Raw genomic sequence first — 25,316 nt, 5'->3', positions numbered from 1 at the left:
TGCTGAAGATGAAGATGAAGATGACGATGAAGTTGTAGAAGAAGATGAAGATGAAGATGAAGCTTTGGCTTGCGCTATCTTGTCGATGGCAAAAAGTTTAGGTTTAAAAGTGGTTGCCGAAGGGGTTGAAGATCTTGCTCAGTGCCAATTACTAACTAAGCATCAATGCGATTATATTCAAGGATATTTTTTTAGTCGCCCACTCGAAGAGCACGCCTTTATTGCGTATCTCAACGACAATATTTAGCAATCGAACGTGCAAAGTAATGGTAATAAAAACTTATCTTGGTACGTAACGGTTAATTTTTATTAAAAACTATCACTCAAAGATAATCAGAGTTTAGGTTTTTGCTATAAAGTTTATTAACAAAGTGTCTATCAATTTAGCTAGGCATAATTATAAAATAACTGATTACTAGGGAAAACCATGAACAATAAAAATTTACTTATTCTTATTCTTACTTTATCAGTAAGCGTTAATTCATTGGCCAATGAAGCCGTTTTTAGACCGGTTGAAACACTATTTTCTGCGATGTCAGCAGCAGACCATATTAAAATGAAAGCCGTGGTCACTGACGATTTTCAGTTGTTAGAAGCCGGCGAAGATTGGAGCTTAACCGACCTGATTAACGTTGTTAAACCCTCAGAGTATAAAAGAAGAAACTATTTTAGTGTCATTAAAACAAGGGTTTATAGTGATGTTGCATGGGTGAGTTATTGGAATAAAGCAACTTTCAATAATGGCAAGGAAGAAAGTACTGTAGCTTGGTTAGAAAGTGCCGTCATGGTGAAAGTGGCGGGGCAATGGAAAATGCAAATGCTGCATTCAACGCGAATAAAAGCTGAGAGTATTCCTAAAGATATTTTATTGTCTGAATATGTTGATTAACCTGCGAACAACAGATTCAGATGTGACTAAGTATTGAAATTGAAAAATAATGACCTGCAGTCGCGACAAACTGTCTTTTCCTAAAAGCGCTAAAACAGTTTATAATAGCGTCGAAAAATTCGACTGGCAGCTGATCTTGAACATTCAAAGTGATCTCCTTAAACTTTATCCATTTTCTATTGAATTAAAATAAGTCTTTATTTTAATTCCTTGATTAGTATTTTCGGAAAATTAAAAACCCTATGCTCAAGAAAAACCTACGTTGGTTAACTACATTTTTATCATTGTTTATTTTTATTGCGCTGGGTTCATCAATTAAACATCATTATAACAATAAACTGGTTTCAATGGATGAGAGGCTCACGGAAGTTTCGGGTATTGAATTTGATAAAAAAGGTAAACTTTGGGCAATAAATGATGGTGGTGATAAGCCAAATTTATACCGGGTTGAAGCCGATGGTAAAATAAGTAAAACGGTGTTGATCACTAATGCTAAAAATATTGATTGGGAAGATATGACCCAAGACGATTTTGGCCATTTCTTTTTAGGTGATTTTGGCAATAACGACAATAAGCGAAAATGGCTAACCATCTATAAAATAGAAAATCCCATTGATATTAAGGGCGATAGTACTAGCGCTGAGATAATTAAATTTATGTATCCAGAGCAAAATAGTTATCCGCCAAAAGAACATCAGAAAAAATATGATTTAGAAGCTTTTGTTTTTTACAAAAAGAAATTGTACTTGTTTACAAAGAACAGATCCGTGCCATTTGACGGCGAAACTAATTTGTACCGAATAGGGGCTTATGCGGCTAATCATCAGGCGACAAAGCTCAGCTCTTTCACGACTTGCACGCATCATGAAAAACTCTGTTGGATAACTTCTGCGGCGTTAAGCCCCAATAAAAAGAAACTGGTGTTATTAGACTCACAAAGGTTGTGGCTATTTGAAAATTGGCAAGGGGATGACTTTTTTTCAGGCGATGCTTATGAAATTAATCTAGGGACTATTACCCAAAAAGAGTCAGTGACTTTTTTTGATGATAATACCGTTGTTTATACGGACGAAGAATTTATGGGTATTGGCAGAAATGCTTACTTAATTAAACTTGATAAACAAAGAAAAATTCCCGTTCACTCACTCCAAGAGTGAGCCATTTAAATATTGTTATCAATTCTTGCTATTTTTTAATCATCTAGTCACTAGGTAAATAACATTTACTGAAAATAGTGCCAATGAATGAGAAAATTAGATTGGTAAATGTCAGTTGAAATAGCGACAATGCTGTTTAGCTAAGTTTTATGTTTTATGTTTTAAGGAAAGGTAATGAATCCTATTATTCAGGCACTAAAAGAATTAAATGTAAGTGAAGAAAAAATTAAAGAACTTTTTCAAGTACTCACCGAAAACCCAATGATGGCGATGATGAATATTCAGTCATTGGGTTTACCACCGGAGAAGTTGCAATCAATTATGATGATGGTCATGTCTAGCCCAGAACTCATTAAAGAAGCGGTAGAAGAGCTAGGTTTAGATTTTGCTAAAGTTGAAGCGGCTAAAGCTAAACTTAAAGAAAATAAATAATAGTTTAGTAACTGTTATTGATGGCTAAGCCCAATAAAAAAGCCCCTGAAAAGTCTGTTGATATTTATTGCAGTAAGTGTCGAGCACCTCTGTATAAATACAAAAAAGGCGGTAAAGGGGCATTAGTTAAATGTTTTAAAGCTCGGATAGTTAAAGATTTTACCATGACACCCTGTGTGTGCCCAAGCTGTGCCAGTGTCTTTGCTCGGGAGACGTTAATTCGGGGTATGCCAGCCTTTAAAATGATTGGTGGCAAAGTGACGTATAAATAAAAGTGCTTAGCCGATAGATTGATTACAGCGATGGAGGTTGGGTTAATGAATGCAGATGACGTTTTAAATTTTTGGTTTAAAGAAATCGATCAATTACAGTGGTGGCTAAAAGACCTCGCGTTTGATGAATGTATTATTAGCAAGTTTTCGGCTGTGCATTTGGCGGCAAATAGTGGTGAGTTATTCAAATGGCGACTTACAGCTCAAGGGCGACTTGCTGAAATTATTATTCTAGATCAGTTCTCTAGAAATATGTATCGTGATACGCCAGGTGCTTTTGCCTGTGACCCTTTAGCTTTAGCGCTTGCTCAAGAAGCGATAGTCGTTGGCGCTGATCAAGAGTTAAATCATCTAGAAAGAAATTTTTTGTATATGCCGTTTATGCATAGTGAGTCATTAATGATACATGATATCGCTGTTAAGCTCTTTGTCGATAATGGCGTTGCTTCAAGTATCGATTTTGAAAATAAACATAAAATAATCATTGAAAAATTTGGCCGTTATCCGCATCGCAATAAAATCCTTAACAGGAAGTCTAGTCAAGAAGAACGTGAGTTCTTAACACAAGCCAATTCATCTTTTTAAAAAGGAAGCATAGTCTACATGGATCCAATAATCGATTTTACGTCATATACCTTAGAAGAATTATACTCAGCAGCAGAACAAATCGACAGTGAGCAATACCCAGAACGAGCTGCAGAAATTAATAAGTTAATAGTTGAGAAAACAGTTGTTGAACCCGCACCTGTAGCTGTAACAGTCGAGCAAACTGTCGCTGAACCGGCGATAGAATAAAATGTGAAAAGAGTGGGTGAAAAAGCAACACGTTTAGACCGTTTTTATGCGGCATTAATTGATGGTCTTATTGGTATATTTGCTGCTGTACCTATTTTTATCACTGTCGGTTTTGATAAATTAGCGGAACCCACTTTTTCTTTAACAGTGATGTTACTCGCTTATGGACTTATTGCTGGCCTTGTCTTACATGGTTACCTGCTTTACCATTATGGACAAACCATAGGCAAGAATTTCATGTCTATTCGAATTGAAAATTTAGATGACAGTAAGGCAAGTTTAACGACAATTTACGTTAAGCGGATGATACCGATGCAACTACTTTCTCTTGTTCCTTTTGGCGGTCAAATTATTTCAGGCCTGGTTAATCCACTCTTTATCTTTGGGAAAGAAAAGCGTTGTCTGCATGATTATGTCGCAAAAACAAAAGTCTGCTATACCAACAACTAAACTTATTTAATGATAAAACCTGCATGTTTACTGACTTAGTCTGTTGATAAACATGCAGTTATTTTATAAGCATCGTTTTGGTATTATTTGCTCGCGATTATCTTATAAGCCGTTATGATATTGGCTGTTTGTTGATTCAGGTACCATGATATTAAGTGTCTCAGGTACGTTAATATTACCGTTAAGTAATGCTTCAAATTGACTAATCAATAACGCTTTGTCTGGTGTTTCTTTATCACCTGAGCCAATGTTAGTCAGATCAATCATAAAGCCATCAAATAAATCACTTAGGTCTTCAATAATTTCAGTATTTAAAAACTGGTCTTGATTATAAATACTTGGATAGCCGGCTTTTTGTTTATCGATAGCAAACGAAACACCTTTCAAGTTAGTGATACTGGTAGATTTATCACACGACAGCATACAGCCGTTATCAATGCGTGGTTTTTCACAGCCAACACTTTGTTGGAAGAAACATTGTCGGCTGGCCATCAATAAAATAGGGTGGTAAATACTGTAGAAAAGTTTGAAGTTTTCCGGACGAGCAATATTTCTAATTTGTTGACGGTTTATTTCGTTAGAAATAAATGCACCTTTACAATCAAAACCTTCTTGCATTGCAAGTAAAGCGTAAGAGTTAGTCGTATTTAAGAAAGGCCCTGCTATCCACTGAATCCCCAAACGGTTCGCTTCATAAGCGATACCCGTGTTATTGGTTACAATCAGTTGTGGTTTTACTTGTTGTAAAATATTGACCGCGACGTCGTAATCTTTGCCAATTAATACTGAAGGAAACCAAGGGATCAAGCGAGGGTTTTCTTTAAGAAAACCGACATACTTAGTACAACCGCGTTTATATGCATCGGGTAATTTAAAGTAAATATCTGCCGAAGTTAATTTTGCTAATTCAACATCACTTTCATCACAAATAAGAATTGATAGCTCGGCTTTTGCATCACCAGTCGGGGTATGTTTAGGATGATTGACTAACTTAGGTAATTGAACCTCAGGTAATACAGCTTTAGAGTTATTCAACAAAAAGGCGGCTTCATTTTTTAATACCGTTAACTCTTTAAAAGGAATGCTTAAGCCATATTCTAAGTCATCAGTTATTATTTCAATCAAATCGAAATGGGCATTGTTAAAGCTTTTAAAACGCTTTTCAAGGGTTTCTCTGTCAATACTCAGTTTGCCACTTTTTACTAAGTTGCTTTGTGACTTAAGCGCGTAATTTTTAACCTCAAGCCCTTTCTCGCTGTCTTTAGCATCAACAAAAGCTTGCTGTTGAGAAAGTTCTTTTGTGGTTACGGTCAAGGTAAGTGGTTGATCTAATGTACCTGAAATAGCCAGTGTTAGCGGTATCTTGCCAATGGTTAAATGTTTTATTTTATCGTCAACAGAGGCATTGATTAGCTGTTTTTCATCATTAAGTTTTTGTTCAACTTCTTGAATTTGTACAACTGATATCGCATTGCTTTTATCAACAGCATGGTATTTGGAATTATCCCGTGGGTTTTCAATAAACATTGACTGATTTAAATCACCACGTAAAAAGGCGTTGGAGAAGTCGCGGTTAAAAACTTTATAAAGGCGTTCACCATCTTCGAGTAATTCACCCGTTTTAAGGAAACCATCAATTTGTTTGCGAAAGCTATCAACAACAGTATGAACGTAGCTTGCACCTTTTATACGTCCTTCAATTTTAAAGGAATGCACACCCGCTTCGATAAGCGCAGGTAAATCAAAAAAGGCCGAGTTATCTTTTATATTTAACGGGAATTTATTACCGGTTGCTGTTGGTTCATATTCTTCACGACAAGCTTGGCTACAACGACCACGATTTCCTGAATTGCCAACACTTGCTGAGGTTGAATAACAAAGACCAGAGAAAGCCACACAGAGTGAACCATGCACAAAAACTTCTGTTAAGGTATCGTGTGCTTTGCCTGCTGCTGCCATTGCGGTAATTTCACGTAAATCTAGCTCTCTTGATAAATTCACTCGTGATGCACCGAGTTTTTTCAAAAAAGGTATTTGACCAACGTTATGGGTGGTTAATTGCGTTGATGCGTGAATATCTAAGGTTGGAAAATGCTGGGTAAGCAGATAGAACATGCCAATATCTTGCACGATAACACCATCAAGTGTGGTGTTGGCAAGTTTAGTTAATAATTTAGCCAGTGAAGCAAATTCACGCTCTAAGATCACCACATTCAAGGTTAAAAATATTTCACATTGATACTGATGAGCTAAACGAATAACGCCAACAAGTTGATCAAAGGAGATATTAGTCGCACGATTACGGGCGTTAAAAGTATCTAGGCCACAGTAAACGGCATCGGCTCCAGCAATAATCGCTGCTTTAATTGCTTCGACATCACCGCCGGGTGCTAATAACTCTATTTTTTGATCCATGGGGTCACTTATTTTCACTTAAATTTAAAGGTGGCGATTTTACCGATATATTTCCTTAATGAATACCGTTAAAGTAACTTATTATTTTATATTTTCTATAAATAAACGCCCATGAAGCCAAACTCGTCGTTACCTGTACTCTATTCCTTAAGAAACTGTCCTTATGCAATGCGCGCAAGAATCGCAATATATTATGCAAAACAGACAGTTGCATTACGTGACCTGGTATTAACCGATAAACCCGATGAAATGATTGCGGTATCACCAAAAGGCACGGTCCCAGTTTTAGTCACCGAACTTGATACGGGAGAGCCACGGGTTATTGAAGAAAGTCTGGAGGTTATGCTGTGGGCATTAGATAAAAGCGATCCCGATAATCTTCTGCATAGTGATACACCTGATTTATTACCGGAAATGTTATCGTTAATTTCAACATTTGATGATGAATTTAAACAATGTTTTGATAAATATCAGTGTGCAAAACGTTATCATGAAACTTCACTGGCCAGTGACAGAGCTGCGTGTGAAAAATACATAGCCGATTTAGAGCAACGTCTACAACTCACTGAATTTCTTATGTCAGACAAAAACAGTTTGGCCGATATCGCTTTATTGCCTTTTATTCGTAAGTTTTCAAAAGTCGAGCGGCAATGGTATTTACATTCACCGTATCCGAAACTTAGGGCATGGCTAAATAACTATTTACAAAGCCGGATGTTCAGTAAAGTGATGACCCAATACCCCTTGTGGTTGGAAAATAAAGCGGTGATAACTTTTGGCGACGACCGTTAAAAAGTCATTATTAAGTTTGTTTAATTTTTCTTAAGCTTTCCTTAAGAAAACTTAACTAAGATAGCGTCAATTATATTTCTTGATGGTATTTCAGTGAACATACTTAACGCACAACATCCTTATCTAACAGCAAGAGTGGCTATTAAAAGATTGCAATTTTTTTTCTTTTTGATGCTAACGTCTTTAGCATTACTGAGTCATGCCCAAGCGAATAATCTATCTGAAAGTTCAGCTAAAATGCAATTAGATACCCTAATAGCTCAACACCATGGTGATGTTATTTATGTAGATTTTTGGTCATCTTGGTGCGGTCCTTGTCGTAAATCATTCCCGTGGATGAATAAAATGCAGAATGAGCATCAAGCACAAGGCTTTACTGTTATTAGTATTAACCTCGATACGGAACAAAGATTAGCCACTGAATTTTTACGAGAGAACCCAGCAAACTTTTCGGTAATTTATGATCCTAACGGTGAGCTCGCGCGCTTTTTTAAAATTCAGGGGATGCCCAGTAGTTTGATCATCAACAAGTTAGGTGAGATTAAATACGCACATAGTGGTTTTTTTACCAACAAAGTTTCACAATACGAACAAGAAATTCAACAGTTACTTGCTCTCTAACGAATAATATAAAGAGAATAATGAGGTTTTCAATGAACAATAAATTTAAATATTCACTGGTTTTTGCTGCGGTAACTTTGGCATCAGGTTGCTCAAGTTTAGGTGTCGAACCTTGGGAACGTGATCTGTTAGCAAAAGAGCAAATGGCCTTAACATCTTCGCCAATTGATTCGGCACTTGATGATCATATTTATTTCAGCAAAGAAGCGTCAAGCGGCGGTAAAAGCTTCGGTGGCGGAGGTTGTGGATGCAATTAATTAACGAGAGTAAATCGAAAAAAACCATCAATAAAAAGAACCTCAAGGCTGCGTTAACTTTAGCAACTACCGCTTTGTTAGGCAGTGTTCAAGTTAGTGCTGCCCCAACATCAGTAGCAGCAGATAAAGATACTTGGTCTTTTGACTCCGCGTTTTTATATTACAGTGAGGCTGATCGTGTTTCAGCAGCAGAAGCTGTTTTTAATGCTAAAAAAACTTACAGCGACGATAGTATTTTAAATTTGAAGTTAACGGTTGATGCATTAACGGGGGCTTCAGCCAATGGCGCCGTTGCTCAGCCCGATGTTCAAACGTTTACAAGACCCTCTGGTAAAGGAGATTATCAAGTTAAAGCAGGTGAAACACCCCTTGATGACACTTTTCATGATACGCGTGTACAGCTGAATGCTCAGTGGACGCAAGCACTAGCACCTAATTTTACAGGCAGTGTCGGTGGGCATCTATCAAAAGAATATGATTACTTGTCTTTAGGGGTAAATGGCAATATTGCTTATGACTTTAATAAGAAGAACTCGACTATTTCTTTTGGTTTAAGTCATTTTCAAGACACCTTTACACCAGAAGGGGGCTTACCTAAACCTTTTGCTTCTATGGCGTCAGCTTATAATGACAGCGAAGACGAAAGTGCTCATGATGCTACTCGAATGGGCAGAGATGATGATAAAACCACCTCGGATATTATGGTAGGTTTTACCCAAGTCATTAATAGACGTATGGTCACACAGTTTAATTATTCCTATTCGGTTGTTGATGGCTATTTGACGGACCCCTTTAAAGTCTTAAGTTTGTTAAATAACGAAGGTCTTGCACAAGACTATTTATATGAGAATCGCCCAAATGAACGGACCAAACAAAGTGTTTTTGCACAAACAAAATATCATTTTGATGAAACTATTTTAGATGTGTCATATCGGTATATGTGGGATGACTGGGATATAAAGTCTCATACGGTAGATACTCGCTTTTATATTCCGTTAGGTAACGGTAGCTATTTAGAGCCTCATTTACGTTTTTATCAACAAGGCGCAGCCCAATTTTATCAACCTTTCTTAATGGAAGATGATGCAACACCTGAGTTTGCCAGTGCCGATTACCGTATTGGTGAAATGACCGCTTATACGGTTGGTTTAAAATATGGTATGAAGTTAGCAGATGGTAATGATTTGTCTTTTAGACTTGAATATTATCGCCAAGACCCAAAAAGTGCCGGACATAAAGTGCCTAGTGCTTTAGCTAACATAGATATATATGAAAGCATTGATGCAATAATTGCGCAGGTTAGCTATTCGTTCTAAAGTGTAGTAATAATCTAAATAATACAAGCCCTTATTTAATTACATAAATAGGGGCTTTATCTTTTTATCAAGGTGACAATTGAATAAACTTAGAGAAATAAAACTGGCCAAACGCTCAGACGGATTCTGTATTCAATTTGATGCTATGGCCAGTCTGTGTGAGGTGATTATTGAAACCTCGGACCCCGCGCTTGCCAAACAGCTTGGTGAACAAGTCAGTACAGAAGTTTGGCGCATTGAAGACAAGTATAGCCGTTACAACTCCGATAGCCTTTGTAGCCAGATAAATCAAAGTCAGGGTAAGCCCATCGCTATTGACGATGAGACTTTTGCTTTATTAAACTTTGCCGATACTTGTTATCAACTTAGCGATGGGATATTTGATATAACCTCAGGCGTGCTAAGAAAAGTCTGGTGTTTTGATTGCTCTGACAATATTCCTACTTCGCTGGCGGTTAAAAAGGCCATGGAGAATGTGGGTTGGCATAAAATAAAATACGATAATCGCCAAGTGACTTTACCGATAAATATGGAAATTGATTTCGGTGGTATTGGTAAAGAGTATGCAGTTGATCGCGCCATAGTCTTAATAAATTTATTAACACAACAACCCGTATTGGTGAATTTAGGTGGCGATTTAGCGACAAATTCATCAAGAAAAAATGGTCAACCGTGGCAAGTTGGAGTAGAGCACCCTGGTTTTGTCGACAAAAAAACCATAGTCGTCTCATTATTTAAAGGTGCACTGGCAACGAGTGGCGATGCAAAGCGCTTTTTAGAGAAAAACGGTCAACGTTACAGCCATATTCTAAATGCTAAAACGGGTTGGCCAATTGAGCATGCACCGCGGTCAATGACTGTTTCAGCACCACAATGCATTCAAGCGGGTATATTGGCGACGTTAGCTCAAATGCAGGGCGAAAATGCAGAACAGTTTTTAACCGAACAAGACATCAAGCACTGGGCTATTCGTTAGTTACTTCAAATACGCTTATTAATAACAGAATTTATCATAAGTTAAATCGCAAATAGTACGAATTAACGATAAGCTAAGCTTTCGTTAATTCTTTTTGTGTAGGTTTTACTGATGACACCTTGGTCTTTTAATTTATTAGCTTGTTTATTTTTTTGTTTTATAAATGTTAACGATGCTGTTGCTGCACAATTGGTGGTGCCTGATGTTTATAAATTGATAAAAGTTAATGGTGAAAAGGCAAGTAGTGATTTTTTTAGCCGAAATACTGTCGTTGATATAAAGCGCGGTGAAAATATTTTAATCGTGCAATATAGCGATCTTTTTGAAAATTATGATGACGACGACCACGTAACGATAAAGTCTGCTCCCCAAGTTATTTTATTTACTTTAAAAGAAACCGTCCACCAGAAGTACATTATGGTCACCCCCGTTATATCTGACAGCTTTAACGCACGTGAATTTGCCCAATCCCCGACCATTGAAATAAAGTCTTTTAATGAAAACTCAGTTCAACAAGACGCTATATTTGTGCATAATCAAAGTTTAACTGAATTTGAAGCGGGCTTAGCCTTTAAAAAAATAGCTGAACATCAAAAACAGCTGGCTAAAACGCCTGAAAATAATAAACAAAGTAGCGATATTAAAAAATCAGACGATGCTTTAAATAAATTAAAGTTTTGGTGGCATAAAGCAAATAAAGAACAACAAAAACGATTTGTTGAATCTATTCAACAGAAGTAAAATAGTTAATGTACCTTTTTACAAACAACTCACTATTGGGGATAAGATGAAATACCTACTCGTTATTATGATCAGTTTATTTTCATTATCTATCACAGCAGAGCAATACACGACTCAGGGTATTGAAGTCATTGGTAAAGGGTCGGTTAGTGCAACGCCTGACAAGTTTACTTTTACGGTGACGGTTAGCCAACGCGGCAATGTTGCCAGCAAAGCTAAAGCCTTGGTTGACCACAAAAGCCAGTTAGTGACCCAGATGTATTTATCAATTGGCATTGCTGAGTCTGCTATTGAATCCGCTCGATTAGAATTAATTCCCCGCTATGAAATACCGGCTGATGTGCCAGCGATAATCGTTCATCAGAAGTTGCCTAATCAAGGAGAGTTCGAAAAAAGCAACACGAAAGCGGTTATTAATAGTCATCAATTAGCAGATAACTCAGCGGCTCAGCAAGAAAAAGTTTACTTTGAAGTCTCTCGTACCATAAAAGTGACTTTTAGCGATTTTTCGCGCTATGACCAATTACTCGATAATGTTGTAAAAATCGGTGTTAATCGCATTTCTGCTTTGCAAACTTCAATAATAAACGATGAAGCTTTGTATCAACAAGCGCTGATCAATGCCTTAAAAAATGCGCACCAAAAAGCCATCACTATTGCCAAGCAAATGGGCGTTACCTTAGGTAAGATTTCAAATTTGACTGAGTCTGCTTATCACACACCAAACACTTATGGTGTGGCAGGTAGAAGTAACGGCGGTTTTAATTCACAAGTAGCAGAAAGTAATGTTGTTGCTCAAGTGAATGTTACTTTTGCTATAAAAACCGAGAAATAAAGCGGCAGTTAAGCTAATTTGCAGCAATATAAGTTAAAAGTGCATAAAATCTGTAATAATTGCTTTAACTTCGCGGGTTATCGGGTTATGTTATGCGTTTTTTGACCATCACTTATCTTTGATAAACATAAGAATACCGGTATTTATGAATAAAAATGATTTATATCAAGAACTTTACCAACAAGTTGATGCCTTAATCAGCGATGAACCTGATATTATTGCTAACATGGCAAATATCAGCGCCTTACTTTTTGAGCACTTGTCACAAGTAAACTGGGTTGGATTTTATCGTTTAATTGATAATGAACTAGTTTTAGGGCCTTTTCAGGGTAAAGTGGCTTGTATTCGTATTCCTGTTGGCACAGGGGTCTGTGGCACAGCAGTTAGCCAAAGCACCACACAGCGTATTGCCGATGTTCATTCTTTTGATGGTCACATTGCTTGCGATGCAAGTAGTAATTCAGAAATTGTTATTCCGGTAAAAGTCGGTGACAATATTATTGCTGTCCTTGATATAGATAGCACAGCCTATGATCATTTTGATGAAATTGATCAACAAGGTTTGGAAGCAATAATTAATTTATTTGAAAATATGATCATCAAGCATGGCGTGTTAAACTAATGAAAGAAATTATCGTTATTCATGATTATCTCGTTAGCGAAAGTATTGTCGGTGACTGGGATGGCCAAGAAGAATTCGTTGCCGAACGAATAAATGAAATTTATCATCTGATTTATGATTTAGCCGAAGAAGATATTGAACCAGAGATATTAGCGCAATTATTATCTTTGGTTTGGGACACTTGGATTTGCCAAGAATCACTACCTGACATAGATAGTGAAGATATTTATGACTGGTGCCAACATTTGTTGGATAACCGTGAACAGTACCTTCAAGATTTAACCTCTTAGATTTAAGAATTTTTAAAAAGTTGTATTTATGGACACTAAAATAGTAAACGAAGTGAGCAAAACAGAAATGAGTAATACTGAAACTGAAGTAACTACTGACGTTGCAGTTGATACTGACGTTGCACAACAAACACCAGTAGCAGCAGAGCAAGAAACTGAAGTTAAACGGTTAAGCACAAAAGAAATTATTGCTTATTTAGCGGATAAATTTCCAAAGTGTTTCTCGGTTGATGGTCCAGCTAAAGCGCTTAAAATCGGCATCTTTCAAGATTTGTCTGTAAATTTAGCGGAAGATGGCACTGTAAGTAAAACTCGCTTACGTCAAGCATTAAGACATTACACTAGCAGCTGGCGTTATTTGAAAGCGGTTAAGTTGGGTAACTTTCGTGTTGATATCGATGGCAATGACTCTGCTGAGATAGATCAAGAGCAAGCTGACTATGCCAGTAAGACACTAAAAGAAAGCCAAGACAAATTTGGTAACAAAAACAAACACGACAAAGCAAGCAAAAAGCCTTATAAAGGATCTAAGCTTAATAAGTCAGACAATCCTACTGAAGCAAAACCGTCTGCTCACAACCTAGAAGCAAAGCAAGAAAAACAAGCTAAGTTTAAGTCGGTAAAATCAACTAAATCGACGCATACTAAAGCAGAAGTTAAACTTGTTCCTGTTGAAGACAGCGCAGTCGTTGTTGGTAAAAGCGTTAAAGTTAAATTAGGCAACTCGCCTATGAACGCTGTTATCACTGAAGTTGCTGGTAAAGATGTGAGTGTACAATTAAATTCAGGAATGGTTGTTAAGACACAAATTAAAAATATATTTACTGAATAAATTGGAGTGTTTTGGGCATGCTAAAAATTTGTCGTATCGCAATTGCCGTTTCTTTGTCGCTATCAGCAATGAACATCTTTGCTGTCGAAAATCTTGATAAGGTAGAATCGCTACCCATATTGGCTCCTGAAAGCCAGCATGCTGCATCGAGTAAACGCGTTACTGCGCAGTTTACTCGAGCCCATTACTCGAAAGTTGACATGGATGATGCGCTCTCTGAAAAAATATTTGACCGTTATATAAAACAACTTGATTATGCTCGAAATGTTTTTTTAGCGACCGATATAGAAGACTTTCAAAAGCATCGTCTTGAATTTGATCAAATAATCGCTCGTGGTAAGTTAGATATAGCCTATGACATATTTAACTTAAACCTTCAAAGACGTGCCGAGCGTTATGAATATGCATTAAGCCTTTTAGAAAAAGAACCTTTCGACTTTACTGTAAACGAAGTTTATAACTTCGACCGTGAAGAAGCTGATTGGCCAAAAGATAGTGCAGAATTAAATGAGTTATGGCGCTTAAAAGTTAAGTACGACGCCCTAAATTTAACCTTAGCGGGTAAAGAATGGCCTAAAGTGCAAGAAGTTTTAGGCAAACGCTATCGTTATGCGATTAAAAGATTAAAACAAAGTGAAAGTGAAGATGTTTTTCAAGTCGTCATGAATAGCTTTGCTCGCGTTGTTGAACCTCACACCTCTTATTTATCACCAAGAAATGCTGAAAAATTTCAAATGGACATGAATCTGTCTCTTGAAGGGATTGGTGCGGTACTTAGAGCTGAAGAAGACTATACGGTTATCAATAGCGTTGTTCCCGGTGGACCGGCAGACAAATCAAACGAAGTAAAACCTAAAGACCGAATCGTCGGTGTTGCGCAAGACGATGATAAATTTGAAGATGTTATCGGTTGGCGTTTAGATGATGTTGTAGATCTCATTAAAGGACCTAAGGGCACCAAAGTTCGTTTGCAAATTTTGCCAGCGGAAGCGGAAGATGATGCCGTTATTAAAGTTGTTACGATTGTTCGTGATAAAATAGTCCTTGAAGACAGAGCGGCAAAGTCTGAAGTGTATTTTGAAACTAAAGGTGATGAAAAGTCTAAAAAATTAGGCATTATCACTATACCTAGTTTTTATAATAATTTATCGCGCGATGTGAACAAAGAACTCGATAAACTTAAAGCCGAACAAGTCGCTGGTATTATTATTGATTTACGTGGTAATGGCGGTGGTTCATTACGTGAAGCAACATTATTAACGGGTTTATTTATTGATAAAGGCCCCGTTGTCCAGATACGTGATGGTGCAAACCGAGTACAAGTTAATAGTGATGATGATGGAGTCAGTTCTTATGATGGCTCATTAACCGTGATGGTTGACAGATACAGTGCTTCTGCTTCTGAAATTTTTGCCGCAGCGATTCAAGATTATGGTCGTGGGGTAATCGTAGGCGAACATACCTTTGGTAAAGGTACTGTTCAGCAACATCGTGGACTAGGGCGAGTTTATGACCTTTATGATAATCCATTAGGTAGTATTCAATTTACCATCGCTAAGTTTTACCGTATCAATGGTGGTAGTACTCAGCATAGAGGTGTTTTACCCGATATTTCTTTTCCAACGGCTGTTGACCCAGAAGACTGGGGAGAAAGTCGAGAGAAAAATGCACTACCTTGGGATCAAATCCCTAAGGCAAAATATCAAGCTTTAGGTAACTTATCGGCTGACTTAACGTACCTCACTTCACTGCATAGTGAGCGTGTTAAAGGCAATCGTGAGTTTAACTACTTACTTGATGATATTGCGGTTTATCAAAAAGAGAAAGACGATAAAACTATTTCCCTTAAGTTAGATGAACGTAAAGCAAAACGCGAAGAACGAAAAGCGAAGCAACTTATTCGTGTTAATGAACGATTAGTTGTTATGGGTAAAGAAAAAGTGAAATCACTTGAAGACTTACCTGATGAGTTAGAAGAATTGGATCCATTTTTAGATGAAACGGCTAAGATAACTTTTGATTTAATCTCGCTGGGTAAAGTCGCTAAAAAATAATGATTACCCACCCAAAAAAGCCGCTTAATTGCGGCTTTTATGTAAGAAAAAAGCTAAACTCAATTTCTTCTATAGATTAGCCTATATGCGTTACCCTGACTTTTAGGGGTTTGTGATTAATATCAATTTGATTAGCGTTGTACTATTTTTCCTAATGAAAAATAAGATAACTCGTTAATAAAAACGATATAAACATTAAAAATTATAACTATAAAAAACTTAAGGTCGGCATCGCACATGACAGAGCCAGAAAAAGACAATCAACCCGTAGTAATCAACACCCACAAAGAACCGAGCATGCTAGATGCGTTAATTCCTATTTTTGCATTAGTTGTTATGTTAACAACAGCCGTTTGGTATTTTGCTGACAACTCCTCTTATGGTCCAAATCAAATTGCTTTATTACTCGCTATGGGTATAGCGATTGTTATTGGTATCAAGAATGGTTATACGTGGCAGTCGATTGAGAAGTCAATTGTCGGTGGTATTTCTATTTCTTTGGGGGCAATTTTAATACTGTTAGCAGTTGGCTCATTAATAGGAACTTGGCTACTGTCTGGTACTGTGCCTACGATGGTTTATTATGGCTTACAAATTATTGACCCTAGTTGGTTCTACGCCGCTGCCTGTTTAGTTTGTGGTATTGTCGCAATGAGTATTGGCAGTTCTTGGACTACAGCGGCAACGGTCGGTGTTGCCTTTATTGGCATTGCGAACGGTTTTGAAATGTCGACTGCGGTTACGGCGGGAGCTGTTATTTCAGGTGCTTATTTTGGTGATAAATTATCGCCGTTATCTGAAACGACTAACCTTGCTCCTGCAGTAGCAGGCAGTGAATTATTTGAACATATTCGATATATGTTATGGACCACCATACCTTCTATTAGCATCGCCTTGGTGCTGTTTCTTATTATTGGCTTTGATCACTCTTCAAATGTAACTGGAGACACCACAAGTATTGATGCCTTGCTGACCACACTAGATGCAACTTATAATATTTCTATACTTAATCTTATCCCACTTTTTATCTTACTTTATTTAGCCTTTAAAAAAGTACCAGCATTTCCTGCTGTGGCGATTGGTGCTTTAATTGGCGCTGTTTGGGCGTTAGTTTTTCAGCAAGAGCTTATTTTAAACATGGCTGCAGAAGGCGTTAGTGGCGTTAAAGCTTATATAACCGTGGTTTGGACAGCATTTTTTGATGGCGTAGTGGTTAACACTGGCAACAAACAAATTGATGAATTGCTTAGTCGTGGCGGTATGTCGAGTATGCTAAACACGATTTGGTTGGTAATGTGTGCCTTAAGTTTTGGTGCCGTGTTAGAGCATTTAGGTATGCTAAATAAATTTGTTAAAGCCATTCTCTCAACAGCTAAATCAACGGGAAGCTTAATCGCCAGCACTGTTGCAACTTGTATTGGCACTAACTTAATAACAGCCGATCAATATATGGCGATAGTTATGCCTGGTCGTATGTTTAAAGCTGAATTTAAACGCCGAGGTTTTCATCCAACACTATTAAGTCGTACGTTAGAAGATTCAGGCACTATTACTTCACCGTTAATTCCATGGAACACTTGTGGTGCCTTTATGTTTGGCGCGTTGGCATTAACATCATACGATTATATTTTTTATTGCTTTTTTAATTTAATTAACCCGGTGCTTGCCATCGTTTATGGTTACACCGGTTTTAAAATTAAAATGTTAGCAACAAACAGTGACGAAGCGATAAAGAGCTAACATCAAAGAACATTGCGATAAAAAGAGGATATTCATCCTTTATTTACGCTTCATATCGACTTAATATAAAGCCTGTTTTTACAGGCTTTATATTTTCAAAAAGGAAACGCTCATGACTGACTTTACAGCGCGCTATTTATCTGATTACCAAGTTTCAAATTTTTCTATTACCACCGTCGATCTGACCTTTGAACTTGCTGACACGGCAACCATAGTAACCAGCACTATGGCGATTAAACGTGAAAATAAAGAGGCTAAGCAATTAGTGCTTGATGGCGAGCAATTGAAACTTATTTCATTGCAAATTGATCATCAAGACTTGCCTGAAAGTTATTATCAGGTCAGTGACACACAGTTAACCCTAGATATTAGTGCTGATGAATTTACACTAACTATAGTGACTGAAATTGACCCACTTAATAACACCTCACTCGAAGGCTTATTTAAGTCGGGCGGCGCTTTTTGTACACAATGTGAGGCCGAGGGTTTTAGACGTATAACCTATTACCTAGATCGTCCTGATGTGATGTCGACCTTTTCAACCAAAGTCATTGCTGATAAAAAGCGTTACCCTTATTTGTTATCAAATGGCAATAAAACTGCAGCGGGTGATTTACCGCAAGGGAAACATTTTACTTGTTGGCATGACCCTCATCCAAAACCTTGTTATTTATTTGCTCTGGTTGCTGGTGATTTTGACTTACTTGTTGATACCTTTACCACCCAAGATAAACGCGATGTGGCAATAGAAATATTTGTTGATAAAGGTAACTTACCTAAAGCTCACCATGCGATGGCATCACTAAAAAAATCGATGCTTTGGGATGAAGAAACCTTTGGTTTAGTTTATGACCTCGATATCTACATGATTGTAGCCGTCGACTTCTTCAATATGGGAGCGATGGAAAATAAAGGCTTAAATGTTTTTAATTCGAAATTTGTTTTAGCAGATAATGAGAGTGCCACCGATACTGATTTCTTTAATATTGAAGCTGTGATCGGTCATGAATACTTTCACAACTGGACGGGTAATCGGGTAACTTGCCGCGATTGGTTCCAGTTAAGTCTAAAAGAAGGTTTAACAGTATTTCGCGATCAGCAGTTTAGCGCTGATATGCACAGTGCTGCAGTAAACCGTATTAAAAATGTGAGATTGCTGCGTTCAAAACAGTTCGCTGAAGATGCCGGACCTATGGCTCATCCTATTCGTCCTGAAAAAGTACTAGAGATGAATAATTTTTACACCTTAACCGTTTATGAAAAAGGTGCTGAAGTCATCCGCATGATTAACACCTTGTTAGGAGAAGTTAAGTTTAGAAAAGGCATGGACTTATATTTTGCTCGCTTCGATGGTATGGCCGTGACCTGTGATGACTTTATTAATGCGATGTCAGATGCCTCGGGTGTTGACCTTGATTTATTTAAAGGCTGGTACTATCAGTCGGGTACGCCGACATTATCTGTAAATGAGATTTTTTCAAAGGGACAGTATCAATTAACCTTGACCCAGAAAAATCCAAATCAAAAAGACGGTAGCGAGGGTAAAGCATTACATATCCCTGTTGCTATTGAGCTTATCGAAAACAATAAGGTGATCGGACGTGAGTTACTTGAGTTAACCACTGAGCAGCAAACATGGACCTTTGACAATCTTGCTGTTAAACCTGTGCTAGCGATATTGGCAGATTTTTCAGCGCCGGTGAAGCTTACGATTAAGCAAACAGATAAAGAGCTGGCAACCATTATGGCTTTTGCCGATGATGAGTTTTGTCGTTGGGACGCTGGTCAGCAATTGATGTTGAATTATATTAAAGCGTTAGTCGATGACAGTAGCTTTGTTCTGCCACAGAGTTTATTAACGACTTATCAAGCTATTTTTGACGCAAATACCGATAATTCCTTTAAAGCCGAACAATTATCACTGCCTAGTTTTGACGAAGTTGTCGCAGAAATAGCACAGGTTGATCCCATCAAAGTAGTTAATGCTATTGCCGCAGTGAAGTTATTTTTAGTGACCGGCTTAACCGCTAGTTTTGAGAAAGCCTTTACTGCCAATAAATCTTTTGCCTATAAATATGACGGTGAAGAAGTTGGCCAACGCGCACTAAAAAATGTTTGTTTGTCTTACCTCTCTTTACTTGAGCATCAAAAGAGCAAGGTAGTAGAACAATATCAATCGTCAGATAACATGACTGATACTTTGGCAGCATTAGTCTGCTCAGCTGAAAACAACTCAGCTGACTTAGCAGGGCAGTTACAGCATTTTGAAAAAAAATGGCAGAGTACAGCATTAGTCATGGATAAGTGGTTTAGTCTTGCGGCTCAACAATGTAGCGAAGATATTTTTACTTCATTGGGTAACTTATTAACTCACCCGTTATTTAGCTTAAAGAATCCAAATCGGGCACGTTCATTAGTGGGTAGCTTCAGCGTTAATAATCCGCGTTATTTTCACTGTCAGTCAGGCCAGGGTTATCAGTTTCTCGCAGAGCAAATCGCTTTGTTGAATGAAATAAACCCACAGGTGGCTTCAAGGCTCATTACGCCTTTAATTCAATTTAGATCTTTTGATTTATCTAGACAGGAATTGATGCGCGCAGAATTAGAGAAGTTGACTACACTTAAAAACTTATCAAAAGACTTAAAAGAAAAACTTGATGCGGCCTTAGCGAGCTAACTCTTTTATGAAATATTTCTTTTCAATAAATATGACCACTGCTGAGTTTTTCCCTTATTATGAAGGTAAAGCTCAGCAGATGGTTGTTACTACAACTCAAGGAGTGCGGGTACAATTTCCGGCAATGCATATGCGAAAATATTTATTATCTACAGGTATTAAGGGGCTTTTTTGTCTAGAAACTGAAAATAATAAATTTTTATCTGTGACAAAAATGGCATGATTAGAGTATTAGCTTTAAACAGTGGTCGGACCATTTGATGTGTTTGAAGGCTATTGGCCTGTTTCGCTGTAACACTTAATACAAGTAACTACTTGTTAAAATCTATATGAAGAATTTTTTGTTTTAAACGCTTGTTTAAAACGCTAGTGTCTGATTCGCTTTTTATTGATTAGAAGTCATTAAAACACAGGGTATTATCAATTGTTTTTACCTCTTGCACCATTGATAAAATGATGCAATTATTGTTTTAGACCACTTATTTCAAATAGTAAGTAGCGATGATAAAAATAAAATATAATCTACACGCTCTGGGGAGAGAATAAATGAAATATAGCCCTCGCAATCGGTTTTATAAAAAACCTTTAGCTGCCAGTATAACCGCTGCGCTTGTTTGTTTAGCGACAGTAAGCCAAGCACAAGCAGAGAATTTTACATTAGGCAACTTCGACGTTACTTTTGATTCAACGTTTAGTTACGGTCAAAGTTGGCGTGTAGAAGATCGCAACTGGAATGATAATGTTGGTAAGTCAAACAATTTAAATAATGGTTTTGATTTTAGTAATTATCATCCATCATTAAATCCAAATCCTGATCCTGCAACGGTATGGAATGGAAAAGGCGGTTATTCAACCAATGGTGATAACGCTAACCTTAACTATAACGCCGGTGATAGCTTTTCTCAGATAATCAAAGGTTCACACGAACTAGAAGTTCGTTATGAAAACTTTGGTTTGTTCGTTCGTGGCATGTATTTCTATGATTTTGAAATGAGTGACGGCGACCGAGCGTGGACTAATCCTTTATCAGAGGTTAGAAACGATCCTTGTCGTGACGGTGAAGCAAGTGATCAAATATGTAATGACGTAAGATTACTTGATGCTTTCGTTTATGGTGATTTCGTTGTAGGTGACATGCCGCTTTCTGTTCGTGTCGGCCAACAAGTGATCAGCTGGGGTGAAAGTACTTTAATCTCTCACGGTATTAGTGAGTTAAACCCTGTTGATATCGCTCGTCTTCGTGCTCCTGGTTCAGAATTGAAAGAAGCCTTTATTCCTTTCGGTGCAATTTGGGGTTCACTTGGTGTTTCTGAGAATTTCAATATTGAAGCCTTCTACCAGTACAACTGGGAAAAAACAGTGTTACCAGCACCGGGTAGCTACTTCTCAACTAATGACTTTGCTGGTGACGGTGGTCAGTTTAATAATGTTCAGTTAGGCTTTGGTAGTAACCCTGATATGGACTTAGATTATCTTATTGAAGGTCTAAATACCCTTAGTGGTGCTATTGCTGCTGGCGCTGTTCCTGCTGAAAGTATCGGCGCAGCTTATTTAGGCGCTTTTCCAACGAAGGTTACACTTCGTCAAGCTGATGCAGAAAATGAACCTGAAGATGGTGGCCAGTATGGTCTTCGTTTATCATGGTTTTTACCTGAATTCAACGACACCGAAATCAGTCTTTACCACATGAATTACCATAGCCGTCGCCCAATATTTGCTGGTGTTACTGCTGATTTTAGTAATGAAGCTATTGGTCATGATATTGGTATGTTACTTTCAGGCGCTATTACTGAAGAAAATTATACAAATTTGAAAGCCTTCTCTCGTGTAGAACTTGATTACGTAGAAGACATTAAAGTTTATGCAATGAGCTTTAACACCGTTTTAGGCACAACTTCTGTTGCCGGTGAAATTACTTACCGCCAAGATGAACCGTTGCAAATTGATGATGTTGAGTTATTGTTTGCGGCGATGCCACAGCAACTAGCGAATGATCAAGGTCGCACTGAGCTTGATGGTATTTCTCAAATGCCAATATTCCAGGGCGGCGAACATGCTGATGGTTTTGTTCTATCAGATACTTTACAAGCACAAACAACGCTAACGCATCTTTGGGGTCCTTCATTTGGCGCCAGCCAGTTAACAACATTAGTTGAAGTGGGTGGTATTAACCTGCAAGACATGCCTGACCAAGACGTATTACGATTAAATGGTCCAGGTACTGCACGTAACGGTGGCATTGCCGGTAAAGAAGGTTTAGAAATGGCAGTTCAGGACGGTGTTGAAACTAACCCGTTCCCAGACGCATTTGCTTGGGGTTACCGTGCAATTGCTAAGTTAGACTTTAATAACGTTATCGCTGGTATTAACATTTCACCACGTGTGGTTTTCTCTCATGATGTTAAAGGTACCACACCAGATCCATTATTCTTATTTGTTGAAAAACGTAAGTCTGTCGCTTTAGGTATTAACTTTAATTACCAAAGTCGCTGGTCAGCAGACATTAACTATAACGGTTTTTGGGATGGCGTAGGTACAACCAATCAAATAGCAGACCGCGATTACATTTCATTCAGCATTAAATATTCTATATAAGGGCTAAGTTAATGAGCAATATTATGAAAAATTCACTAAAAAAATTAACATTAGCCTCAGTTGCAGTAAGTTTGGCTATTGTGTCAACAGCAACTTTAGCTAAAGTTTCATCGACTGAGGTCGCAAAGTTAAGTAAAGAACTAACACCGATTGGCGCAGTGCGTGCGGCCAATAAAGACGGTTCTATTCCTGCATGGAACGGTGGTATTACTTCTGTTCCTGCTGGCTATACCGTTGGTGATCACCATATAGACCCATTTTCTACCGACAAAGTAAAATACACGATCACTGCGGCTAACGTGGGTGAATATAAAGCCATGTTAACGCCGGGTCAGGTCAAGTTATTTGAAACATATCCTGATACTTATAAAATGAATGTTTACCAATCAAGACGTTCAGCTTCTTACCCTGAGCATGTTTATCAAGCAAGTATTGATAATGCCGGACGTACAGAATTAGTTGAAGGCGGTAATGGTATTGTTAACGCGGCTGTTGGTATCCCATTTCCGGTACCAAAAGATGGCTTAGAAGCTATTTGGAATCACATTTTACGTTATCGTGGTGAATCTTTAACACGAGAAGGGGGTCAAGCAGCTCCGACCGCTTCTGGTGATTATACTTATTTAGGTTTTGACGATCAGCTTATGATCCCATATGGGGTTAAAGGTGCTTCAGCAGATAAACTTAAAGAAACAAATATTTTGTTTAAGTTTAAGCAAAAAGTAACTGAACCAGCACGTTTAGCGGGTACCGCATTATTAGTTCATGAAACAATGAACCAAATACAAACACCACGCCAAGCTTGGACATACAACACCGGACAACGTCGTGTTCGCCGTGCACCAAATGTTGCTTATGACACGCCAGGTACAGCGTCTGATGGATTACGTACCACAGATGATTTCGACATGTTTAACGGCGCACCAAACCGTTACAACTGGACATTAAAAGGGAAACAGGAATTATTGATCCCTTACAATGATTATCGTTTACACAGCGACTCATTAAAATATGCGGATATTTTAATGCCAGGCCACATTAACCCAGAACATGTTCGTTATGAAAAACATCGTGTATGGGTTGTCGAAGCTAACTTAAAATCAGATACACGCCATACTTACAAAAAACGTGTTTTCTTTATTGATGAAGATAGCTGGCAAATTGCGGTAACCGATATTTACGATAACCGTGACGAGTTATATCGTGTTGGTGTTGCCCATGGTTTGAATTATTACGAAGTTCCTACACAATGGTCTACACTTGAAGTGTTCCATGATTTACAGTCTCGTCGCTACATAGCAATGGGCTTAGATAATGAAGCTAAAATGTATGACTTTTCAGCTGAGTTAGATGATATATCATTTACTTCTTCTGCATTAAGACGTGAAGGGCGCAGATAACCGCTAGGTTTAAACATTTATAACGGCTGACAACTGTCAGCCGTTATACTTTAAAAGATAAGAAACTTTAACAATGTCATGGATGATATGATAAAAGTAACACTTTAATTATTAACGAATGAGAATTCTTCTTTATGCAACGTCTGTTGGCTTTCCTTTTTAGCACTTTATTCTTCCTTAATGCTTTTTCACAGCAACTTCCTGCTATGCAAGCACCTTTAGCCAGTAAATCACTTATGCTTGATATTTTTAAAATCAACGATAAGCAGCTTGTCGCTGTAGGTGAACGTGGTCATATTTTACTTTCAAACGACGCAATTACATGGCGTCAAGCTAACGTTCCCGTTCGTTCAACCCTAACGGCAGTATATTTTATTGATGCTACTCATGGTTGGGCTGTTGGACATGACGCCACTATATTGTTTTCTAGTGATGGCGGCGAAAATTGGCAAGTACAACAATACTTACCCGTTAAGCAAAAACCTTTACTCGATATTATTTTCAAAGATAAAAATGAAGGCATAGCGATAGGCGCATACGGTCAGCAATACCGCACCAGTGATGGCGGTGAAAATTGGACATTTGAATTTCATGGTGAGTTTCTATTCCCTGAAGACCTCGCTTACTTAGAAGAATTAAAAGAACAAGATGAAGAGGCTTATTTAGATGAACAAGGCAGTATACTTGCTCACTTCAATAGCATCTTTAAAGACGGTCGTACGCTTTATATGGTGGGTGAAGTAGGTTTAATTGCTAAAAGCAATGATTTTGCCGAAAAATGGTTGCCGTTTGACAAAATATATCAAGGTTCATTTAATGATATTGCTCGCACTCAACAAGGAAATTTATTAGTTGTTGGTTTGCGCGGTAATATTTTTCGCAGTTTAAAAAGTGGCACGCCTTGGCAACATATTAATTCCAATACCCAAGCCTTATTAAATTCGATAGTGCTCGGTGATAACGGTAGTATTTTTGTCTTAGGAAATAATGGTGTTATTTTAAAAAGTGACGATGATGGCGCTAGCTTCTCTTTGAATATTCAAGCTGACGGCAAAGCGTTAATTAGCGGTGTTTGGTTTAATAACCAGTTAGTCATCGTTTCTGAAGTTGGTCTTAAAGTCATTGCACTGACTAAGTTAAAATAAAAGTAAATCGATA

At 37.8% G+C, this 25,316-nt stretch carries 26 protein-coding genes; 25 read left to right on the top strand and 1 reads right to left on the bottom strand.

What is annotated here, in order from left to right:
* The 8 genes from H4J56_RS09940 to H4J56_RS19685 form a co-directional block, all read left to right on the top strand.
* The coding region (locus H4J56_RS09940) for an EAL domain-containing protein (protein WP_182259260.1) at positions 1-247 on the top strand (247 nt) is incomplete at its 5' end.
* Between the two features lie 180 nt (positions 248-427).
* Positions 428-889: a nuclear transport factor 2 family protein gene (locus tag H4J56_RS09935; RefSeq protein ID WP_182259259.1), complete on the top strand. Its 462-nt coding sequence runs from the start codon at positions 428-430 to the stop codon at positions 887-889.
* Between the two features lie 242 nt (positions 890-1,131).
* Positions 1,132-2,046, top strand: coding sequence for a hypothetical protein (locus tag H4J56_RS09930; RefSeq protein WP_182214193.1), 915 nt, complete (start codon positions 1,132-1,134; stop codon positions 2,044-2,046).
* 174 nt (positions 2,047-2,220) lie between these two features.
* Complete coding sequence (locus H4J56_RS09925) at positions 2,221-2,478, top strand: DUF2999 family protein (protein WP_182170121.1); 258 nt, start codon at positions 2,221-2,223, stop codon at positions 2,476-2,478.
* A gap of 20 nt (positions 2,479-2,498) precedes the next feature.
* Positions 2,499-2,750, top strand: coding sequence for a hypothetical protein (locus tag H4J56_RS09920; RefSeq protein ID WP_182214195.1), 252 nt, complete (start codon positions 2,499-2,501; stop codon positions 2,748-2,750).
* Between the two features lie 45 nt (positions 2,751-2,795).
* Entirely contained in the window at positions 2,796-3,335 is a 540-nt protein-coding gene (locus H4J56_RS09915; RefSeq protein WP_182259258.1) for a DUF924 family protein, read from the top strand.
* A gap of 18 nt (positions 3,336-3,353) precedes the next feature.
* On the top strand, positions 3,354-3,545 hold the full coding sequence (locus H4J56_RS19690; RefSeq protein WP_259368178.1) for a hypothetical protein: 192 nt from the start codon (positions 3,354-3,356) through the stop codon (positions 3,543-3,545).
* Between the two features lie 3 nt (positions 3,546-3,548).
* On the top strand, positions 3,549-3,995 hold the full coding sequence (locus H4J56_RS19685; protein WP_310733837.1) for an RDD family protein: 447 nt from the start codon (positions 3,549-3,551) through the stop codon (positions 3,993-3,995).
* A 102-nt stretch (positions 3,996-4,097) separates the two neighbouring features.
* Here the strand turns inward: H4J56_RS19685 and H4J56_RS09905 are convergent, their stop codons facing one another.
* The gene (locus tag H4J56_RS09905) at positions 4,098-6,410 is read right to left on the bottom strand and encodes a peptidase U32 family protein (RefSeq protein ID WP_182259257.1); all 2,313 of its coding nucleotides are present in this window, start codon (positions 6,408-6,410) and stop codon (positions 4,098-4,100) included.
* 111 nt (positions 6,411-6,521) lie between these two features.
* On the opposite strand from H4J56_RS09905, the gene H4J56_RS09900 reads away from it, so the two are divergent.
* The 17 genes from H4J56_RS09900 (at position 6,522) to H4J56_RS09820 (ending at position 25,303) form a co-directional block, all read left to right on the top strand.
* Positions 6,522-7,202, top strand: coding sequence for a glutathione S-transferase (locus tag H4J56_RS09900; protein WP_182221712.1), 681 nt, complete (start codon positions 6,522-6,524; stop codon positions 7,200-7,202).
* 93 nt (positions 7,203-7,295) lie between these two features.
* Positions 7,296-7,823, top strand: a complete 528-nt coding sequence (locus H4J56_RS09895) for a TlpA disulfide reductase family protein (RefSeq protein ID WP_310733836.1) — start codon at positions 7,296-7,298, stop codon at positions 7,821-7,823.
* A gap of 32 nt (positions 7,824-7,855) precedes the next feature.
* A complete protein-coding gene (locus tag H4J56_RS09890) occupies positions 7,856-8,080 on the top strand; it encodes a DUF4266 domain-containing protein (RefSeq protein ID WP_070376578.1) in 225 nt (74 codons plus the stop codon).
* Entirely contained in the window at positions 8,071-9,396 is a 1,326-nt protein-coding gene (locus tag H4J56_RS09885; RefSeq protein WP_182221713.1) for a DUF3570 domain-containing protein, read from the top strand. The genes H4J56_RS09890 and H4J56_RS09885 overlap by 10 nt, the downstream gene beginning before the upstream one ends.
* A 79-nt stretch (positions 9,397-9,475) precedes the next feature.
* Positions 9,476-10,372 (top strand): FAD:protein FMN transferase, encoded by an 897-nt coding sequence (locus H4J56_RS09880; protein WP_259366382.1) that lies wholly within the window; start codon positions 9,476-9,478, stop codon positions 10,370-10,372.
* Positions 10,373-10,483: 111 nt separating this feature from the next.
* Positions 10,484-11,113, top strand: a complete 630-nt coding sequence (locus H4J56_RS09875; RefSeq protein WP_182259256.1) for a DUF2057 family protein — start codon at positions 10,484-10,486, stop codon at positions 11,111-11,113.
* 46 nt (positions 11,114-11,159) lie between these two features.
* Complete coding sequence (locus H4J56_RS09870; RefSeq protein ID WP_182230375.1) at positions 11,160-11,948, top strand: SIMPL domain-containing protein; 789 nt, start codon at positions 11,160-11,162, stop codon at positions 11,946-11,948.
* A 145-nt stretch (positions 11,949-12,093) separates the two neighbouring features.
* Positions 12,094-12,570 carry a GAF domain-containing protein gene (locus H4J56_RS09865; RefSeq protein ID WP_070376583.1) on the top strand — a complete coding sequence of 159 codons (477 nt, stop codon included), beginning with the start codon at positions 12,094-12,096 and terminating at the stop codon, positions 12,568-12,570.
* Positions 12,570-12,860, top strand: a complete 291-nt coding sequence (locus H4J56_RS09860) for a hypothetical protein (protein ID WP_070376584.1) — start codon at positions 12,570-12,572, stop codon at positions 12,858-12,860. The genes H4J56_RS09865 and H4J56_RS09860 overlap by 1 nt, the downstream gene beginning before the upstream one ends.
* 28 nt (positions 12,861-12,888) lie before the next feature.
* Complete coding sequence (gene proQ, locus H4J56_RS09855) at positions 12,889-13,692, top strand: RNA chaperone ProQ (RefSeq protein WP_259366774.1); 804 nt, start codon at positions 12,889-12,891, stop codon at positions 13,690-13,692.
* Positions 13,693-13,709: 17 nt separating this feature from the next.
* Positions 13,710-15,746, top strand: coding sequence for a carboxy terminal-processing peptidase (gene prc / locus H4J56_RS09850; protein ID WP_182214210.1), 2,037 nt, complete (start codon positions 13,710-13,712; stop codon positions 15,744-15,746).
* Positions 15,747-15,983: 237 nt separating this feature from the next.
* A complete protein-coding gene (nhaC, locus tag H4J56_RS09845; protein WP_182214212.1) occupies positions 15,984-17,486 on the top strand; it encodes a Na+/H+ antiporter NhaC in 1,503 nt (500 codons plus the stop codon).
* Between the two features lie 112 nt (positions 17,487-17,598).
* Entirely contained in the window at positions 17,599-20,163 is a 2,565-nt protein-coding gene (gene pepN, locus H4J56_RS09840; protein WP_182214214.1) for an aminopeptidase N, read from the top strand.
* 7 nt (positions 20,164-20,170) lie between these two features.
* Entirely contained in the window at positions 20,171-20,386 is a 216-nt protein-coding gene (locus H4J56_RS09835; RefSeq protein WP_182170154.1) for a DUF2835 family protein, read from the top strand.
* Positions 20,387-20,709: 323 nt separating this feature from the next.
* A complete protein-coding gene (locus H4J56_RS09830) occupies positions 20,710-22,758 on the top strand; it encodes a DUF1302 domain-containing protein (RefSeq protein ID WP_182214216.1) in 2,049 nt (682 codons plus the stop codon).
* A gap of 23 nt (positions 22,759-22,781) precedes the next feature.
* Positions 22,782-24,158: a DUF1329 domain-containing protein gene (locus H4J56_RS09825; protein WP_182214217.1), complete on the top strand. Its 1,377-nt coding sequence runs from the start codon at positions 22,782-22,784 to the stop codon at positions 24,156-24,158.
* A 134-nt stretch (positions 24,159-24,292) separates the two neighbouring features.
* On the top strand, positions 24,293-25,303 hold the full coding sequence (locus tag H4J56_RS09820; protein WP_182214219.1) for a YCF48-related protein: 1,011 nt from the start codon (positions 24,293-24,295) through the stop codon (positions 25,301-25,303).
* Positions 25,304-25,316: the final 13 nt, after the last annotated feature.

The sequence above is a fragment of the Colwellia sp. BRX8-4 genome, from assembly GCF_014077345.1.
Lineage (GTDB): Bacteria > Pseudomonadota > Gammaproteobacteria > Enterobacterales > Alteromonadaceae > Colwellia_A.
This window is presented reverse-complemented; position numbering and strand designations above follow the sequence as displayed.

Bases quoted from the DNA above. Each gene is read 5' to 3' on its own strand.
- H4J56_RS09930 (WP_182214193.1), top strand. From the start codon at position 1,132: ATGCTCAAGAAAAACCTACGTTGGTTAACTACATTTTTATCATTGTTT.
- H4J56_RS09870 (WP_182230375.1), top strand. From the start codon at position 11,160: ATGAAATACCTACTCGTTATTATGATCAGTTTATTTTCATTATCTATC.
- H4J56_RS19690 (WP_259368178.1), top strand. From the start codon at position 3,354: ATGGATCCAATAATCGATTTTACGTCATATACCTTAGAAGAATTATAC.
- H4J56_RS09860 (WP_070376584.1), top strand. From the start codon at position 12,570: ATGAAAGAAATTATCGTTATTCATGATTATCTCGTTAGCGAAAGTATT.
- prc (WP_182214210.1), top strand. From the start codon at position 13,710: ATGCTAAAAATTTGTCGTATCGCAATTGCCGTTTCTTTGTCGCTATCA.
- H4J56_RS09875 (WP_182259256.1), top strand. From the start codon at position 10,484: ATGACACCTTGGTCTTTTAATTTATTAGCTTGTTTATTTTTTTGTTTT.
- proQ (WP_259366774.1), top strand. From the start codon at position 12,889: ATGGACACTAAAATAGTAAACGAAGTGAGCAAAACAGAAATGAGTAAT.
- H4J56_RS09820 (WP_182214219.1), top strand. From the start codon at position 24,293: ATGCAACGTCTGTTGGCTTTCCTTTTTAGCACTTTATTCTTCCTTAAT.
- H4J56_RS09915 (WP_182259258.1), top strand. From the start codon at position 2,796: ATGAATGCAGATGACGTTTTAAATTTTTGGTTTAAAGAAATCGATCAA.
- H4J56_RS09905 (WP_182259257.1), bottom strand. From the start codon at position 6,410: ATGGATCAAAAAATAGAGTTATTAGCACCCGGCGGTGATGTCGAAGCA.
- H4J56_RS09865 (WP_070376583.1), top strand. From the start codon at position 12,094: ATGAATAAAAATGATTTATATCAAGAACTTTACCAACAAGTTGATGCC.
- H4J56_RS09885 (WP_182221713.1), top strand. From the start codon at position 8,071: ATGCAATTAATTAACGAGAGTAAATCGAAAAAAACCATCAATAAAAAG.
- H4J56_RS09825 (WP_182214217.1), top strand. From the start codon at position 22,782: ATGAAAAATTCACTAAAAAAATTAACATTAGCCTCAGTTGCAGTAAGT.
- nhaC (WP_182214212.1), top strand. From the start codon at position 15,984: ATGACAGAGCCAGAAAAAGACAATCAACCCGTAGTAATCAACACCCAC.
- pepN (WP_182214214.1), top strand. From the start codon at position 17,599: ATGACTGACTTTACAGCGCGCTATTTATCTGATTACCAAGTTTCAAAT.
- H4J56_RS09900 (WP_182221712.1), top strand. From the start codon at position 6,522: ATGAAGCCAAACTCGTCGTTACCTGTACTCTATTCCTTAAGAAACTGT.
- H4J56_RS09920 (WP_182214195.1), top strand. From the start codon at position 2,499: ATGGCTAAGCCCAATAAAAAAGCCCCTGAAAAGTCTGTTGATATTTAT.
- H4J56_RS09925 (WP_182170121.1), top strand. From the start codon at position 2,221: ATGAATCCTATTATTCAGGCACTAAAAGAATTAAATGTAAGTGAAGAA.
- H4J56_RS09835 (WP_182170154.1), top strand. From the start codon at position 20,171: ATGAAATATTTCTTTTCAATAAATATGACCACTGCTGAGTTTTTCCCT.
- H4J56_RS09890 (WP_070376578.1), top strand. From the start codon at position 7,856: ATGAACAATAAATTTAAATATTCACTGGTTTTTGCTGCGGTAACTTTG.
- H4J56_RS09935 (WP_182259259.1), top strand. From the start codon at position 428: ATGAACAATAAAAATTTACTTATTCTTATTCTTACTTTATCAGTAAGC.
- H4J56_RS09830 (WP_182214216.1), top strand. From the start codon at position 20,710: ATGAAATATAGCCCTCGCAATCGGTTTTATAAAAAACCTTTAGCTGCC.